General features: G+C 63.9%; 17 protein-coding genes. 5 read left to right on the top strand and 12 right to left on the bottom strand.

Annotated features, from left to right (window positions below; translation table 11 throughout):
• The 3 genes from QAT43_RS09955 to QAT43_RS09945 form a co-directional block, all read right to left on the bottom strand.
• A partial coding sequence (locus QAT43_RS09955; RefSeq protein ID WP_305042916.1) for a mechanosensitive ion channel family protein occupies nucleotides 1-2,383 on the bottom strand: 2,383 nt, incomplete at its 3' end.
• 134 nt (nucleotides 2,384-2,517) lie between these two features.
• Nucleotides 2,518-3,558, bottom strand: coding sequence for a cytochrome-c peroxidase (locus tag QAT43_RS09950; protein WP_305042915.1), 1,041 nt, complete (start codon nucleotides 3,556-3,558; stop codon nucleotides 2,518-2,520).
• Nucleotides 3,559-3,710: 152 nt separating this feature from the next.
• Entirely contained in the window at nucleotides 3,711-4,406 is a 696-nt protein-coding gene (locus tag QAT43_RS09945) for an N-formylglutamate amidohydrolase (protein WP_305042914.1), read from the bottom strand.
• A gap of 160 nt (nucleotides 4,407-4,566) precedes the next feature.
• Here QAT43_RS09945 and QAT43_RS09940 point away from each other — a divergent pair, with 160 nt between their 5' ends.
• On the top strand, nucleotides 4,567-4,761 hold the full coding sequence (locus QAT43_RS09940; protein WP_305042913.1) for a Rho termination factor N-terminal domain-containing protein: 195 nt from the start codon (nucleotides 4,567-4,569) through the stop codon (nucleotides 4,759-4,761).
• An 18-nt stretch (nucleotides 4,762-4,779) separates the two neighbouring features.
• Here QAT43_RS09940 and QAT43_RS09935 read toward each other — a convergent pair whose 3' ends face one another.
• Nucleotides 4,780-4,953 carry a hypothetical protein gene (locus QAT43_RS09935; RefSeq protein WP_305042912.1) on the bottom strand — a complete coding sequence of 58 codons (174 nt, stop codon included), beginning with the start codon at nucleotides 4,951-4,953 and terminating at the stop codon, nucleotides 4,780-4,782.
• Between the two features lie 54 nt (nucleotides 4,954-5,007).
• Nucleotides 5,008-5,409, bottom strand: coding sequence for a DoxX family protein (locus QAT43_RS09930; protein ID WP_305042911.1), 402 nt, complete (start codon nucleotides 5,407-5,409; stop codon nucleotides 5,008-5,010).
• Between the two features lie 152 nt (nucleotides 5,410-5,561).
• On the opposite strand from QAT43_RS09930, the gene QAT43_RS09925 reads away from it, so the two are divergent.
• Nucleotides 5,562-6,689 carry a phosphotransacetylase family protein gene (locus QAT43_RS09925; protein WP_305042910.1) on the top strand — a complete coding sequence of 376 codons (1,128 nt, stop codon included), beginning with the start codon at nucleotides 5,562-5,564 and terminating at the stop codon, nucleotides 6,687-6,689.
• Nucleotides 6,690-6,698: 9 nt separating this feature from the next.
• Here QAT43_RS09925 and QAT43_RS09920 read toward each other — a convergent pair whose 3' ends face one another.
• From QAT43_RS09920 to QAT43_RS09900, 5 genes are all read right to left on the bottom strand, one after another.
• The gene (locus QAT43_RS09920) at nucleotides 6,699-8,093 is read right to left on the bottom strand and encodes a dihydrolipoyl dehydrogenase family protein (RefSeq protein WP_305042909.1); all 1,395 of its coding nucleotides are present in this window, start codon (nucleotides 8,091-8,093) and stop codon (nucleotides 6,699-6,701) included.
• Nucleotides 8,090-9,925, bottom strand: coding sequence for an acyl-CoA dehydrogenase family protein (locus QAT43_RS09915; RefSeq protein WP_305042908.1), 1,836 nt, complete (start codon nucleotides 9,923-9,925; stop codon nucleotides 8,090-8,092). The genes QAT43_RS09920 and QAT43_RS09915 overlap by 4 nt, the downstream gene beginning before the upstream one ends.
• A gap of 163 nt (nucleotides 9,926-10,088) precedes the next feature.
• Nucleotides 10,089-10,457, bottom strand: coding sequence for a hypothetical protein (locus tag QAT43_RS09910; protein ID WP_305042907.1), 369 nt, complete (start codon nucleotides 10,455-10,457; stop codon nucleotides 10,089-10,091).
• 215 nt (nucleotides 10,458-10,672) lie between these two features.
• Nucleotides 10,673-10,930, bottom strand: a complete 258-nt coding sequence (locus QAT43_RS09905; protein WP_305042906.1) for a GSU3529 family protein — start codon at nucleotides 10,928-10,930, stop codon at nucleotides 10,673-10,675.
• Nucleotides 10,931-10,932: 2 nt separating this feature from the next.
• Nucleotides 10,933-12,078 (bottom strand): cysteine desulfurase family protein, encoded by a 1,146-nt coding sequence (locus QAT43_RS09900; protein WP_305042905.1) that lies wholly within the window; start codon nucleotides 12,076-12,078, stop codon nucleotides 10,933-10,935.
• Nucleotides 12,079-12,277: 199 nt separating this feature from the next.
• On the opposite strand from QAT43_RS09900, the gene QAT43_RS14875 reads away from it, so the two are divergent.
• The 3 genes from QAT43_RS14875 (at nucleotide 12,278) to QAT43_RS09890 (ending at nucleotide 13,079) form a co-directional block, all read left to right on the top strand.
• Nucleotides 12,278-12,370 (top strand): DUF3096 domain-containing protein, encoded by a 93-nt coding sequence (locus QAT43_RS14875; RefSeq protein WP_442900239.1) that lies wholly within the window; start codon nucleotides 12,278-12,280, stop codon nucleotides 12,368-12,370.
• A gap of 86 nt (nucleotides 12,371-12,456) precedes the next feature.
• Nucleotides 12,457-12,618 carry a DUF1328 family protein gene (locus QAT43_RS09895; RefSeq protein ID WP_305042904.1) on the top strand — a complete coding sequence of 54 codons (162 nt, stop codon included), beginning with the start codon at nucleotides 12,457-12,459 and terminating at the stop codon, nucleotides 12,616-12,618.
• Between the two features lie 242 nt (nucleotides 12,619-12,860).
• On the top strand, nucleotides 12,861-13,079 hold the full coding sequence (locus tag QAT43_RS09890; RefSeq protein WP_305042903.1) for a hypothetical protein: 219 nt from the start codon (nucleotides 12,861-12,863) through the stop codon (nucleotides 13,077-13,079).
• A 181-nt stretch (nucleotides 13,080-13,260) separates the two neighbouring features.
• Here the strand turns inward: QAT43_RS09890 and QAT43_RS09885 are convergent, their stop codons facing one another.
• Entirely contained in the window at nucleotides 13,261-14,001 is a 741-nt protein-coding gene (locus tag QAT43_RS09885; protein WP_305042902.1) for a PaeR7I family type II restriction endonuclease, read from the bottom strand.
• Nucleotides 14,002-14,678: TaqI-like C-terminal specificity domain-containing protein (locus QAT43_RS09880; RefSeq protein WP_305042901.1), on the bottom strand; the 677-nt coding region annotated here is incomplete at its 5' end.

Below are 14,678 nucleotides of genomic sequence, written 5' to 3'. Positions count from 1 at the left end.
TGTCCTCCTGCGGCGTGGGAGGACCGGTCTGGCGCCCGCTATTGGCGAGGACCGCGCCGTCCACGGAGCGCAGGTGCAGGTCGCGCTGCGGGAAGGGAATCTCGATATTCTCCTCGCGGAAGCGCCGATCCACGTAGCGGCCCAGGTCACTGCGCACCGACAGGCGCTTGGAGACATCGCCGATGTAGCAGCGCAGCTCAAAGTCGAGGGAACTGTCGCCGAAACCGATGAAAATCGCCGACGGCGCCGGCTCCTCGAGCACCAGGGAGTGCTTCTCGCCGGCTTCCTGGAGAATCTCCATGACCCGATCGACGTTGCTGCCGTAGGCCACGCCCACCGGCAGGATCACCCGCGCCCGGGTGGTGGTCAGCGTCCAGTTGGTGACCTTTTCGGCGATAAGTTGCGAGTTGGGCACGATCACCTCCGAGTTGTCGAAGGTCTCGATGAGCGTCGAACGCAGACCGATCTTGCGCACCGTCCCCCATTCATTGGACACCACCACGGTGTCCCCCACCTTGACCGGCCGCTCGAAAAGCAGGATCAGGCCGCTGACGAAGTTGTTGACGATGTTCTGCAGGCCGAAACCGATACCGATGCCGAAGGCACCGGCGAGCACCGCGAAGTTGCGCATCTCGATGCCGGCCAGGCTCATGGCCAGCAGAAAGCCGATGAACACCAGGAAATAGTGGAGCAGCTTCTTGATGGCGTCGCTCACGCCGCGATCCAAACTGCTGTAGGGAAAGATCTGGGTGTCGAGCACACCGCGCAGCACCCAGGACGCCTGGATGGAGAGATAGATGACCAGCAGCGACAGCATGAGCATGGCCAGGGTGAGATGCACCTGGCCGAAGGTGAAGCCGACCCCGGTGAGATCCGCCCAGGCTTCGCCGAAGCTGTCGTAGAAGCCCCAGACGGACAGGAAATTGTAAAAAGCCCCCACCCACACGATCATCTTGAGCAGGGTCTTGAGGCGCTGCGCAACCTCGACGCCGAAGCGCTGGACGAAGACGCGCTTCTGTAGAAAGGGCTGCTCGCGCAGAAAATCGATGCCGCCCTGCCCCAGGCGCGTCGCCATCAGGGCGAAGATGCCGATGAACACCGACTTGATGGACGCATCGAGGAGATGGGCGGCGAGGGTGCTGTAGCCGGCGAGCTGAGCGAGAAAGGACAGCAGGCAGACCAGGGAGCCCAGGCGCAGCCCCAGGGAAAAGGCAGCCACCTTGCCTTCGTGGCGCGCGATGTTGGAGCGCGCCAGGATCAGCCCCAGGGGCATGCCCACCAGGGCCACCAGCACGAAAAACAACCGGAACAACGGCGCCGGCAGCAGGATCAGCTGAAAGGCCATGGAGGCGACGAGCACCGAGGCGAGCAGGTAGACGGTGAAGCGCTTGAGGGGGTTGCGCACCAGGGCGGAAATGAGCACCGCCGCGGAAAAGGCGAGCAGCACCCAGAGGATCAGCCGCCACAGGGCGGGCGGCGTCGCGTAGAGCGGGGCCAAGGCCGACATGGAGGTGAAGATCCCCGTCGCCCAGGGATGATCGAGGATGAAGCGCCACTCGGCGGTGCCCTCGGCGGTGCGCCGATGGCGCAGGATGAAAATGGCGGTGGCGAACACCACCAGCAGCTGGCTCAGGACCAGCCAGCCCTGCCCCTGGAACATCCGCGGATCGATGCGCAGGGCGTCACGGATGCCGGCGCGCACCTCTTCGAACAGCCCCGCGGAAAACTGGCGGAAAAACTCCAGGCTGAGCAGGGGATGCCCGGTGCGCTGAAAGGTCCGCAGACGCAACTCGCGCAGGGCGCCGTCAACCCGCGTCAGGTAGCCGAGGTTGCGGTTGAGCAGCCGCGTCAACTCCTCCTGGAACACCACCAGGGGGGCGGTGGCCGCCTCGGCCTCGCTCAGGATGCGGGCGATGGTTTCCCGGGTCTGGGCGAAGGTTTCCTGGGGCAGGGCAACGCTGTCCCGGGTCAGGTGCTTTTCCCATTGGCGCCAGAAATCGCGGCGCTCTTCCCAGCGCCGCAGCAAGGTTTCACTTTCCGCCTGCCGGGTGGAGAGGGCTTGCAGGACGCGCTCCAGGCGGGTGCGTTCATCCTGCAGCAGGGCGCGGGTGTCGAGCAGCCGGTCGATGTTCCAGGTGGCGAACTCGCCGTACTGGGCGACACGCTGATCGACCTGGCGCAGGCGCCCCTCGGACTGCTCGAGCTGGGTTTCAAACCAGGAGGTGTCGAGCAGCGCCGGCAACTGCGCCTCGTCCTGCACCGCCTGGGCGGAAACCTCGGCCGCTTGTCCCGGCACCTGAGACAGGGCCGGGAAATCCTGGGCGTGAACCTGGGTCGCGCCCAGCGAGGCCAATCCCAGCAGCAGCAACCAGGCAACCTGCATCCATTTCCAGCAATTCTTCACCATCGTTCCTTGCCTTCCTCAATCCCTTATCAGGGCCGCTGCGTGCGGCCCAGACAGCAAAGCCCCCGCCGCAGGGCAGGGGCCTTGCCGATCCGTGCATGTCAAAGCCGGGTTCAGTCGAGAACCGGCTTGGGCGTGTTCTCCGTGCTGGGCGGCAGCACCGGATGCATCACCTGGGGTTGCTCGCCGGTCAGGGTGGCGAGAAACGCGGTGATGCCGGCGGTATCTTCCGCGCTGAGCTGAATGCCGAGCTGCGCCGACCCCATGATGGCCACCGCGTCGCTCAATTTCCACACCCGGCCCGAATGAAAATAGGGCTGGGTGATGGCCACGTTGCGCAGGGGCGGGGCGCGGAACACATACTTGTCGGCGGCGGTGTTGGTCACCTGGTAGCGTCCCAGGTCGCCCTCGGGCAGTACGTCTCCGGCGGGCCGCTCGACCACGCCGAAGGGGAAATAGCCCAGCCCGCCCAAATTCACGCCATTGTGACAGCTGGCACAGCCCTTGTCCATATAGGTTTTGAGGCCGACCTTCTCGGCGGTGCTCAAGGCCTCGGCATCGCCCTTGAGATAGCGGTCGAAGGGCGAATGGGGCGTGATCAGGGTCGCCTCGAACACCTCGATGGCCTTGGCCATGTTGTCGAAGCTCACCGCCTGCTCCTCGCCGGGAAAGGCCTTCTGGAAAGCATCGACGTAGCCGGGCATGCTGTTGAGGGTCACAACCACCTGCTCGGGCGTGTTGTTCATTTCCACCGAGGCCTGCACCGGGCCCTTGGCCTGCTCGGCGAGATCCTTGGCGCGGCCGTCCCAGAACTGGGCGACGTTGAACACAGCATTGAAGGTCGTCGGCGAATTGCGCGGACCCTTCTGCCAGCCGTGCCCCGTGGAGACCTCCTGCAGATCGGCGCCCGCCAGGCCGACGTTGTGGCAGGTCTGGCAGCTGATCAGCTGGGATTTGGAGAGACGCGGATCGAAGTAGAGCATGCGCCCCAGCTCGACCTTTTCCGGGGTGGCGGGATTGCCCTCGAGCACCGGCGGGGTTTCGGGAATGGGCTGGAACTGGGCCTTGGCGCGTCGCAGCAGATCCTCATCGGCCCAGGCCAGACCGACGGCAAGCAGCACCAGCAGGGTCGCCGACAGAAGTTTTCGCATCATGAAGATTCCTCCCCGATTAAAGGTTGACAGGCCCCGCGACCAAGCGCCGAGGGACCGAAAATCCCGCAAAAGCCCTAAACCAGATAACGAAAAAAACCCGGATGTCAAGGCACAAACGGCAGGCGCCGCCCGGATCGAGGGGCAGCTCTTGCTCAGCGCAGGGACGTGGCGAGCAGGCGCGAAAGATCTTTCCAGACCGGGCCGCCGCCCAGGGCCAGGGCCTGGTTGACCTCGAGTTCCAGGCCAAGGTAAAACGCCGCCGGCAAGCGGCGGCGCAGCCCGGTGACCAAGGCATCGGACGCGCCGCGATAGGGATAGTTGCGCCGCACGCGCAGGGTCGGCGCCAGGCGGTGCAGCCTCTCTGCCCAGGCGCGGCAGAAGTCGGCCTCCAGGGACCGCGCCGGGTCGTAGAGAAGGCCGATGTCGGCGTTGCGCACCTGGCCGCGCAACACCGGTGTGAAGCTATGCACCGCCAGATGCACCACGCCGCGCCCGCTGTCGAGCAACGCCTGCACCTGGCGTGTCACGGCCTCGCGGTAGGGGTAGTAGTGGCGAATTAGAATCTTCGCTTGCTCCGCCGCCGGCAGCGGGCGGGTCAGCTCCGAAAAGAGCCCGCGCCGGTTGTGCGGCGAACGGTTGAGATCCACCAGCAGACGCGTCACCGTCGCCGCCGCCAGGGGCGCGTCCAGCTCCGCCGCCAGGCGCCGCGCCAACTCCAGGGCGCCGATGTCGTAGCCGCGATGGGTTGCGAGTAGCGCGTCGCGGCCATGAAACAAGTCGGCATAGGCGGCGGGCACCTCGTTGCCGCCGTGCTCGCAGGTCAGAATCAGTTGCCGCTCACCGAACATCAAAGCATTTCTCCCTATGCCCAGCAGCGGGCCAGGCGCCCCCTGAGCTCATGCGGATGGCCGCGGCCGCACCTCTTGACTTTTTCTCCCCATGTGGTTCCCTTGTGCAGAACCGGCCGCGCCGGTCCCGTTCGCAATCAACCCTCAGGGAGAAATCGCCATGAATGTCGCCGAAATCCGGGAAATCGCCAAGACCCTGGGCATCAAGGGCACCAGCAAGCTGAAAAAAACCGAGCTCATCCACGCCATTCAGAGCCACGAAGGCAACGCCGATTGCTACGCCGCGCCCTGGCGCCTGGAATGCGGGCAGGACGACTGCCTGTGGCGCCGCGACTGCCAGGGCCCGACCCCCTGAGGCCAGGGCGGGGATCATTCACAGCAGGTCACGAAACCTCACCCGGGCGTAAAAACACAGGATCCCCCCCAGCGCCAGCAGCAGATCGCGCGACCAGGAAATCGGCCGCCCCAGCCCCCAGGCCCACAGAGGATCGAGGAGGGCCGCCATGAGAAACCCGACCGCCCCCCAGGTCAGCAGGACGCGCATCATGACAGGCTTTCCGCGCTTGCCGCACGCGGCGCCGCACGTCCTTGCCGGGCGCTCTCAGCTCTTGTCGACACTGTAGCGCCCCGCGCCGATCACCAGCAGGCCGATAAAGACGATGCCCAGCTCGATGGCATGGGCGGCGCCCTTGAGTCCGTCGCCGCGGCCCAGATGCATGGTTGCCGCCACCGCCATGGTGATGGCCAGAAACAGGCAGGCCGGGCGCATGAACAGGCCGAGAATCAGACAGATCGCCCCCAGGGTTTCGCTCAGCGCCGCCGCCAGCCCCCAGACCAGGGGAAAGGCATCGATGCCGACATACTGCATGGCCTGCCCCAGCTGCTGCCAGCGCTCGGGGCCGCCGAGCAGCTTGGGCACCCCGTGAAAAAGAAACATCCCGCCCAGCCCCAGGCGCATGAGCAGCAAGCCCAGATCACGGTATTTGTTGAGAAATCGCCACATAAGTCAGGTCTTCCTTTCTGTCGCGGGCGCCCGGCGGCGGCCCGGTTGGAGGTGTTTAGCCCCGGGGATGATTCCGCCTGTTGCGTTGCCGGCGGCTTGGGGCTATTGTGTATACGCATTCGCCCCGCCATCCCTCCCCAGGAGCTCAAGCCATGGCCCGCAAGATCTTCGTCGCCGCCACCGGCCAGAACTGCGGCAAAACCACCACCAGCATCTCCCTGCTGCACCTGGCGCGCGAGAAGTACGCCCGCATCGGCTTCATGAAGCCCATGGGGCCCAAGGCGACTGTTTTCCGGGGGCAGGCCGTGGACAAGGACGCCGCCCTCATGGCCCAGGTCTTTCACCTGGGCGCCAACCTGCGCCACATGTCGCCGGTGGTTTTGCAGCCCGACACCACGCGGCGCATGATCGACGGCGAAATCGACCCGCGCGCCCTGGAAAAAAAGATTCTCGACGCCTACGCCGAACTCGACCGCAGCTGCGATTTCGTCATCATCGAGGGCGCCGGCCACACCGGGGTGGGCTCGGTGATGGGCCTGTCCAACGCGCGCATCGCCCGGCTGCTCGACGCCCCGGTGCTGATGGTCACCGGCGGCGGGGTGGGCAACGTCATCGACGCGGTCTATCTCAACCTGGCCCTGTTTCGCGAGCAGGGCGTGGAGGTGCGCGGCATCGTCGCCAACAAGCTGGTGCCTGACAAGCGCGACCAGACACTCGACTACCTGCGCCGCGCCTTCGCCCACGAACCCTTCCAGGTGCTCGGCGGCTTCAACTACCAGCCGGTGCTGGCCAACCCCACCCTGCGGCGCATCGCGCGCCTGCTCGACGCGCCCCTGCAGGGCAACCGCCGTGAGGCGGGCCGCATCATCCATCACGTGCAGATCGGCGCCGCCTCCACCCAGCGCGTCACCGAACTGCTGCAGGAATCCTCCCTGCTCATCGTCACCAGCAGCCGCGACGAACTGCTGGTGACCCTGGCCAATCTCTACCAGATGCCCGAATACCGCTCCAAACTGGTCGGGCTGGTGATCCCCGGCATCATCCCCATCAGCAGCATCACCCAGAAGATTCTCGACCGCAGCCACATCCCCTACCTGCGCACCACCCGCCATACCACCTCGGGGCTGCACAACCTGATCACCGAGGATGTCTCCAAGATCACCGCCGAGGACCGGGAAAAACTCGACCTGCTGCGCGAACTCTCCGGTTTCCGGTTTAATTTCGACGACGTTGACGCCCTCTGCGCCCCCACGGAAGCCAAAACGGCGCTGCGCACCTGAAAGCGGCGCTCATTCTCGCTGGGCGTGGATGTTCTCCAGGGCCGCCAGGCGCAGACCATCGGCGATGGTGGGATAGACGTGGATGGTCTCGGCCAGGTCGTAAACGCTCAGGCCGAAGCGCACCGCCAGCGCCGCCTCGTGGATGATGTCCGCCGCGCGCGGCGCCAGGATCTGCGCGCCGAGCACCCGCCCCGAGCCCTTCTCCGCGCAAAGCACGAAGCCGCCGCGCTTGCCGCCCATGACGTGCGCCTTGGCCACATGGTCGAGGCTGAAAAAGGTCTCCACCACTTCCTTGCCGGCGGCGCGCACCTGGGCCGATGAAAGCCCCACCGTCGCCAGTTCCGGATCGACGAACACCGCCATGGGCGTCAAGCGATGGTCGATGCGCCGGTGCGCGGCGGGATCAAGGATGTTCACCGCCGCGACCTCGCCCTCGCGGGCGCCCGAAGGGGCGATGAGGGGCGGCCCGGCAACATCGCCGGCGGCCCAGATGCCCGGCGCGCTGGTGCGCATTTCCTCATCAACGCAGATAAAGCCCAACTCGTCGCAGGCCACCCCGGCCTCCTCCAGGCCGATGCCGCCGCTCGCCGGCGCCGTGCCCACCGCGAGCAGAATGCGCTCGGCGCGCAGGCAGCGATCGGATTCGGATTCGCCGCAGCGGCCGTGCAGGCAGACGCGGTCGTCCTCGCGGCGCACCTCGGTGGGCTCGAAGTTGCAGATCAACTCGACCCCTTCATGGTGCAGAATGTCGGAAAAAATCGCGCTCAGGCGCGGGTCGAAGTCCTTGAGCAGCCGCTCGCCCCTCTCGACGATACTGACCCGCGTGCCGAAGCGGGCGAACATCTGGCCCATTTCCACGGCGATGACGCCGCCGCCGATGATCAGCAGGGATTCGGGGAAAGCCGGCAGGTTGAGGGCCGAATAGCTGTTGAGGTAGCCCGCCTCCACCAGCCCCGGCAGGCGCAGGGTGCGTGGCACACCACCGGTGGCGATGAGAAAGCGGTCGCTCACCAGCACCTCGGCGCCCACCTGCAACTCACGCGGCGAGAGAAACCGGCCGTGGCCGCGCAGCACCTCGATGTCGGGATCGGCGTCGAGCACCTGCTGGTAGTGCTCGCGACGCACATCCTCCACCGCCTTGCGCTTGGCCTGCATGAGCAGAGCGTAGTCGGGCTCCTCGGCGCGCAGGTTGACGCCGAAGGGCGCGCCGCGCACCGCGGCGTAGTATTCCTTGGCCTTGTGAATCAGGGTCTTGCTGGGGATGCAGCCCCAGTTGACGCAGGTGCCGCCAAGCTGACTCTGCTCCACCATGAGCACCCTGGCGCCCAGCTCCGATGCCTTGCGCGCCGCGGCAAAGGCCGTGGAGCCGGAACCGAGGATGATGAAATCGTAGGGCGCCTTCATGATCCCGAGTCCTGCTCCTTCCAGGTGGAGAGAATGTTCTCCTCCAGCCAGGGATACTGTCCGGCGAGGATTTCGCGCGCCAGCCGGTAATCACGACCATCGTCGTTGAAATACACCGCGCGGTGCAGCCGGTTGAGGCGCCGCCGTGCCTGGCGGCAGAACAGATCCGCCAGTTTGTCGGCGCCGGGGGGCGCGCCGGGACTCAGGGCACGCGCCAACACCGCCGCCATGGCGAAAAGTTCGGCGCCGCTGTCCACCAAGCGCGCCAGGACCCGCTGCTTTTTCTGCAATCCCTGGCGGTGACGCAGCATCATGTGGAACAGATCTCGCGCCAGGCGCCGCGTGGCGCGCTCCAGGTACCAGAAGTGCACCTTGAGGGCAAAGGGCAGATCGACGCTCTTGAGCACCGCCGCGCGCGGTAGCCACAGCAGGGGATACCACTTGGCGTAATAGGCGGCGGCGCTCTTGATGTCCATCTTGCCGGTCGCGCCGCTCATCCCCGCCACCTTGAGGTGAGCGTCCAGCGCCTCGCGGGCGATGAATAGATGCATGATCTCGCTGGTGCCCTCGATGATCAGGTTGATGCGCGCATCGCGCAGCATGCGCTCCGTGGGCACCGGCGCCTCGCCGCGCCCGCGCAGGGAATCGGCGGTTTCATAGCCGCGTCCGCCGCGCACCTGCACCGCATCGTCGGTGCAGCGCCACAGGGCCTCGGTGCAGTAGAGCTTGGCCATGGCCGCCTCCAGGCGGATGTCCTGGGTGCCGCCATCGGCCATGGCCGAGGTCAGCCAGGTCAGGCTGTCGACGGCGAAGATATCGGCGCTCATGCGCGCGATCTTGGCCGCCACCGCCTCGTGATGGCCGACGGGCGCGCCCCATTGGCAGCGGCTGTTGCCGAAATCCACGGCAATCGCCAGGGCCTGCTTCATGGCCGCCGCGCAGGCCGCGGGCAGGGTAAGTCGCCCGGTGTTGAGGGTGATCAGAGCCAAGCGCAGCCCCTCCCCCACCCCGCCCAGGACATTCTCCGCCGGCACGCGCACGTCGGTGAAGCGCAGCAGGCCGTTGCGCAGCCCCTTGAGCCCCATGAAATCGCAGCGGTGCACGCGCTCCAGGCCGGGACTGTCGCCCTCGACGATAAAGGCGGTGATTTCGGGCTTGTCCGCCTCGGGGTCATTGGTGCGCGCCATGACGATGAGCAGCTCGGCGATGGGGCCGTTGGTAATCCAGAGTTTCTCGCCGTTGAGGATCCAGCTCTCGCCGTCCTCGCTGCGCACCGCGCGGGTGCTCATGCGCGAGGGGTCCGAGCCCACGCCCGGTTCGGTCAGGGCAAAGGCGCTGATCGCCCCGGCGGCCAAGCGCGGCAGGTATGTCTGTTTCTGCTCGGGCGTGCCGAACATCTTCAGGGGCTGGGGCACGCCGATGCTCTGATGAGCCGAGAGAAACACCGCCGTCGAGGCGCAGTGGCTGGATACCAGATGGATGATGCGGTTGTAGTTGATCTGGGAGAGCCCCAGGCCGCCGTATTCCTTGGGAATCTTGATGCCGAACAGGCCCAGCTTGGCGAGCCCGGCGATGAGCGGCTTGGGGATATTGCCGGTGCGGTCGATGCGATCGGCATCGAGGTTCTTGGCGAGAAACTCCCGCACCTGGGCGAGGATTTCATCCCCCGCCGCCCTGTCCGCCGCATCCTGCTCGGGAAAGGGGAAGAGGAGTTCGGGCTGCAACTGCCCCATGAACATCGCCTTCACGAAACTCGGGCGACGCCATTCGCCTTCCCGCGCCGCCTCCGCCACCTCCAGGGACCGTTTTTCCTCGCTGCCCGCTGCACTCATCGTCTCATCCTTTCCTTTTCAATGGGGATATTGTAAAGATAACAGGTATTTGGACAGGAGAAAGGGGCCTTCGTCAATTTTTTCAGCGCAAGGGGTGAATGACGGGGGCGGTTACGGGAGGCCCGAGTGGCAGGAACCAAGGAGATCCATCCAACACATCAATTCAGAATTTTTTCAGCCATGCGAGCGCCGCTTGTTCCTCGGTAAAGGATTTCACCAGATAACCCGCGTTCTTGAACGCCAATTCGATAAACTCGTGGGATTTGTCGTTTTCACTGATTAAAAACGCGGAAATCGACGCCCGGGGAAATTTGATTTCGGGCAACTCCCGATGGGCGAACATATAGTTTTTGCTGACGGACTGGACGTTGGGCGCTTGCCTGACATCAAACAAGTACTTTTTTATGCCATGCTCCTCAGCAAGCCGGATGGCTTCCGGTGCAAACCGCTGGCTGATTTCAGTGGTCATGGGTTTAAAGACTTTGATCAGGATGTAATCTTGGCTCTCGGCCAGCGAAACCTGGAAGTCCATGAATTTTCCCTCAAGTTGACCCTGTTCTGGAGCGGAGAGTGGTTCCTCCCGTCACTTTGCGCGGATCCGTCGGCACCGAAGCTTTGGCGCTCCTGGCGGAAGACCTTTACAAAATTATCACCTCCCGCGCCTGCGACAAGGTGTCTGCGCCTGACCCTCGAAAAACGCGCCGAACAAGAGCAGGGGTGAGGCCGGCCTGAGCCGCGCGAAAACTCTCAGGATTTCTCCTCCAGCCAGCGCAGCGTCCGGGCAATGTCCTCATGGTCGTAGGCCCATTTGCAGCAACCCGCCTCGGCATACACATCAAAGTCGCGAATCTGATCGAGCAGGATCTCAATGAGATATTCCTGCCCCGCGTACCGGGCCGGGTTTCTGGCCACCTGCAAGACCGGATCGGCCAGCCACTTGGGCAATTCGCCATTCTCGAACTGATCGGTGGTCGCCTGCTCAAGTTCCCTGAAAATCGGATTCATCGTCACGCTCCTTTGCTGCCGCGTAGGCCGGAAAGAATGCTCGTCACCCTGTCCCAGTCCACCGCATCGGTCAGGTGGCACCAGGAAAACCTCAGGGAGGTTTCCACCCGCTCCGGCGAACACCCCATGGCCAGCAGGACATGGCTCGGGGTTCGGGTATGGGAGGTGCAGGCCGAGGTGCTGGATACCGCGATGACGTCCTTGAGGGCCGCGATGGCCCGATCGGACTCGATGCCGGGCAAGGACACATTGAGGGCATGGGGCAGGGTATGGCGCTCGTCGCCATTTTGGCGCGCGCCCAGCGCCGTCAAGGCGTTGATGGCCTGCGCCCTAATGGCCAGGCATTTCTCGCGGCGCTCGCCGTGATGGCGCAGGGCGAGCTTGGCGGCTTCGCCGAGACCGGCGATCAGGGGCACCGGCAGGGTGCCCGCCCGCAGCCCCTGCTCCTGCCCGCCCCCGTACATGAGGGGACGCAGCGGCGGCAGGCTGGGGCCGCGCTTGCGCGCAATCAGGGCGCCGATGCCCTTGGGCCCATGGATCTTGTGTCCGCTGAGGGAAATCAGATCCATGCGGCCCTGCCCCAGGGATGCGAGGTCCTTGCCGAACCCCTGGGCGGCATCGACGTGCCACCAGGCGTCATGCCCCGCCAGGATCGCGCCCAATTCCGCGAGGGGCTGCAGCACCCCCGTTTCGTTGTTGACCTGCATGGTGGACACCAGCAGGGTATCGGGGCGCAAGCCCGCGGCGATCCGTTCCGGATCAAAACGCCCGTCCGGCCCCACGGGCACGATCTCGACCTCGAACCCGAGACGCGCCATCACTTCAAAGGGCTCCAGCACCGCCTTATGTTCAATCGCCGTGGTCATCAGGTGGCGCCGCCCGCTGCGCTCGCCCTCGGCGATCAGGCCGAGAATCGCCAGGTTGTTGCTTTCCGTCGCGCCGCTGGTGAAGATCACCTCGTCGGGCCGGGCATCGACCACCCGGGCGATTTGCTTGCGCGCGTGATCCACGGCGGCGCGCGCAAAAACCCCAAAGTCATGGATCGGGCTGGCGGGATTGCCGAAGTCCGTTTCCATGAACCGCCTCACGATGGCCGCCACGGCCGGTTCCATGGGCGTGGTCGCATTACAGTCCAGATAGATGGGCATGACGTCCTCCCGAAGTCGACTCCCTCAAGAATAATCGACCCCTTTGCCCATGGGAAATAAATTCCAACCTCGCCACATCATCGCACCTTTCTGAACTTTCTCATCCGGGAGGGAACAGGGACAGGCTGATTTTTGGCGAAAATCGGCCGACTCTTTTTGACCTTTTGTCAAGTGGCTGTTATTTTTGGGGAGTCGCGCCATGCGTAGGCCGATTGAGTCGACCCTCGCAGTCATCGCCGGCGTTTTTATCCTCACAATCCCCAGGCTGCCCAACGAAATCGTGGCCACCTAGCTGGTTCTCATCGGCCTCTCGGGATTGATCAGATAAGAACATCCGGCGTTGAGAGCTTACCCATACCCCGCATCAAGGAGGACATCATGCTCGATTTTGGCACTCTTTTTTTCACCATCGCCTGCGTTGCCGCCGTTTTGCTGTTTCTCGACATCTCCCCTCCCATGAACAAGATCGCCAAGATTCTTTGCGGCATCTTCCTGCTTCTTTTTACCCTATCCCTGTTCGGTGGATTGCAGCGAGGGTAAGGCCATTGCCCTCGGAAGAAGAGATCCGCTCCGCGCGATTGCGATTTCACCCGGTGATTAAGGTTTCACGCACGCCAGGCTGAGGTATGGCGCGTCATCCTGCGCATATGCGTGCTCATGGACCACAAAACCCGCGTCGCGCAGAAGCTGCGTCCAGACCGCCAGGGGAAATAAGCCCAGGGTCCAGCGGTCTGAGCCAGGCCAAATCTTTGTAGAGGCGGATGTTGTCCGGGGAGTCGGTATTGCCGCACCGTCTGCGACAAAATCAGCGTTCTCTCTCCAGCGTCGCCATCGGCTCCTTCTTCCTGGCACACGATGGATTTGAAGCGGTTTTGGAAAAGTTGGCCGCTGCGGGAGTGGCGTTTGTTGAAGCCGACGACATAGCCGGTGAGCAGCCGGCACATGAGAGTGGACAGCGGGACAGCGCCGGTCCGGAAAAGGAAGTGGTCGTGATTGGATAACAGAACCCAGCCGTAACAGGCAGTTCTGGTCTCGGGGAGCGTCCCCACTGCAGTCGATCATCAATTCACGCCGCAGCGCCTCGCGCGTCGCGGCCACAGCAGTCGGCAGAGAGGTGTCCCCTATGATCATGGTCCGATCCTGGGACTTAGCCCATTCCTGGCCGTCCAAGATTGGCGGTTTTTATTCCAGCCTTGCAGCTGTTGCCGCGACATGCCCAGCGAGCGCTGTCACGAATGTTTTCAAGCTTGCCATGGCCGAAAGACTGGCGAAATCGCCTGAATCTGCCGCGCTCCGCTCTGCGGTGACAACCGTGGCTGTCGTGTATAGCTGCTCCTGCACCAGACGCTGACAGAGTAGGTCGTACCGCTTGAGGTACGACGCGCCCTTAAACTCCTCGAACACTGGGAAATGTGGCGAAAAATCACGCACGGGCCTGCGCGACTCCGGCGCATCCTCGACCATCATCAGCCAACCGACAAAAGGCCGCGGCTGTTTGCCGAAAGCCTCTTCACGGAAGGCCGTCCAGAGATCATGGGCCGTCCCGATGGCTTCTTCGGTCCGGTTGTTGAAGTTGTTACCGAACGATGGGCCAACTTGGCTTTTCAGCTCGATGGCGGCAATCAGCTCGCCCTTGTAGATCACCAAGAGATCCCACAGCTTTGTCGGGCGGAAGTAACCGGGCAAGGTCAGCATCTCTCTGTTCTGATGTGTCTCCGCCTGGGCCAAACCATTAGCCCGGATGACGTCGAGCATCAAAGCCAAGAAGCCGTCCATGTTCTTGCCGGCGGTAACACCAGCGCGCTCACCTTGGTCGGCCTTGCCCGATTCAATCTGTTTCCGTCTCGCTGCTTCGCGGTTTTTCCAAAACGCCTTCACCGCTTCGCTGGCTTTCTGTTCGTAATCGACGAGATCGAGCGCCATTTATTCTCCATTGCCTCCAAGAGCAGATCGTTCTTCGTGACTCAGGTCGTAGAGCTTGAACACGGCCCGGTTGCAGGCTTGCACGTCCAGCTTGACGGCAGCCTCGGCCAGCTCTCGCCGCAGCGATTCAGACACATCCGACCAGCGTGGAATGCGAATGCGTCGCAGGTACTGCGCTTGAAAGCGCAGGAATCCGCCCCGCATTTTTGTTGAATAGGTCGCCACGAAGAGGCGAGTGACGGCGGACAACAACACAGCCTGCAAGGCCCGTAAATCCCAATCGTCTGATGTGACGTAATAGAGGTTGTGGTGGGGGTACAGCTCGCCGCCCTCAAAGACGATATGCGCCTCGCCCTTGATGTCGGGGATCAGGAGCTTCGGCTTGGCTGCAAGCGCCGGGGTAATGCGGTCAATGGTGCGATACCAGCTGGCTGGAGCCTTCTTCGCACAGTGACGCCCGGCGATCAGCTCGCGGCGCGCATCAAGGTAGCGCTGCAAACGCGGGTAAACATCGAGATCAACTAGCCCCCCCGAATCGGCAAAGGGATTAATAACACCCTGCCCGCGCCATATCACCTCGCCCGACAGGATGTCCTTTGTCGTAACCAGCGGCAGCTTCCGGTCTGGCTCGACATCGAGCGCATCGAAATCGTCAATGAAGGCCTTGTCCGCGCCGG

The sequence above is a fragment of the Geoalkalibacter sp. genome, assembly GCF_030604225.1.
GTDB lineage: Bacteria > Desulfobacterota > Desulfuromonadia > Desulfuromonadales > Geoalkalibacteraceae > Geoalkalibacter.
The sequence above is the reverse complement of the archived record's forward strand: the minus strand, read 5'-3'. Positions and strand labels throughout refer to the sequence as shown.

Bases quoted from the DNA above. Each gene is read 5' to 3' on its own strand.
- QAT43_RS09950 (WP_305042915.1), bottom strand. From the start codon at position 3,558: ATGATGCGAAAACTTCTGTCGGCGACCCTGCTGGTGCTGCTTGCCGTC.
- QAT43_RS09945 (WP_305042914.1), bottom strand. From the start codon at position 4,406: ATGTTCGGTGAGCGGCAACTGATTCTGACCTGCGAGCACGGCGGCAAC.
- QAT43_RS09940 (WP_305042913.1), top strand. From the start codon at position 4,567: ATGAATGTCGCCGAAATCCGGGAAATCGCCAAGACCCTGGGCATCAAG.
- QAT43_RS09935 (WP_305042912.1), bottom strand. From the start codon at position 4,953: ATGATGCGCGTCCTGCTGACCTGGGGGGCGGTCGGGTTTCTCATGGCG.
- QAT43_RS09930 (WP_305042911.1), bottom strand. From the start codon at position 5,409: ATGTGGCGATTTCTCAACAAATACCGTGATCTGGGCTTGCTGCTCATG.
- QAT43_RS09925 (WP_305042910.1), top strand. From the start codon at position 5,562: ATGGCCCGCAAGATCTTCGTCGCCGCCACCGGCCAGAACTGCGGCAAA.
- QAT43_RS09920 (WP_305042909.1), bottom strand. From the start codon at position 8,093: ATGAAGGCGCCCTACGATTTCATCATCCTCGGTTCCGGCTCCACGGCC.
- QAT43_RS09915 (WP_305042908.1), bottom strand. From the start codon at position 9,925: ATGAGTGCAGCGGGCAGCGAGGAAAAACGGTCCCTGGAGGTGGCGGAG.
- QAT43_RS09910 (WP_305042907.1), bottom strand. From the start codon at position 10,457: ATGGACTTCCAGGTTTCGCTGGCCGAGAGCCAAGATTACATCCTGATC.
- QAT43_RS09905 (WP_305042906.1), bottom strand. From the start codon at position 10,930: ATGAATCCGATTTTCAGGGAACTTGAGCAGGCGACCACCGATCAGTTC.
- QAT43_RS09900 (WP_305042905.1), bottom strand. From the start codon at position 12,078: ATGCCCATCTATCTGGACTGTAATGCGACCACGCCCATGGAACCGGCC.
- QAT43_RS14875 (WP_442900239.1), top strand. From the start codon at position 12,278: ATGCGTAGGCCGATTGAGTCGACCCTCGCAGTCATCGCCGGCGTTTTT.
- QAT43_RS09895 (WP_305042904.1), top strand. From the start codon at position 12,457: ATGCTCGATTTTGGCACTCTTTTTTTCACCATCGCCTGCGTTGCCGCC.
- QAT43_RS09885 (WP_305042902.1), bottom strand. From the start codon at position 14,001: ATGGCGCTCGATCTCGTCGATTACGAACAGAAAGCCAGCGAAGCGGTG.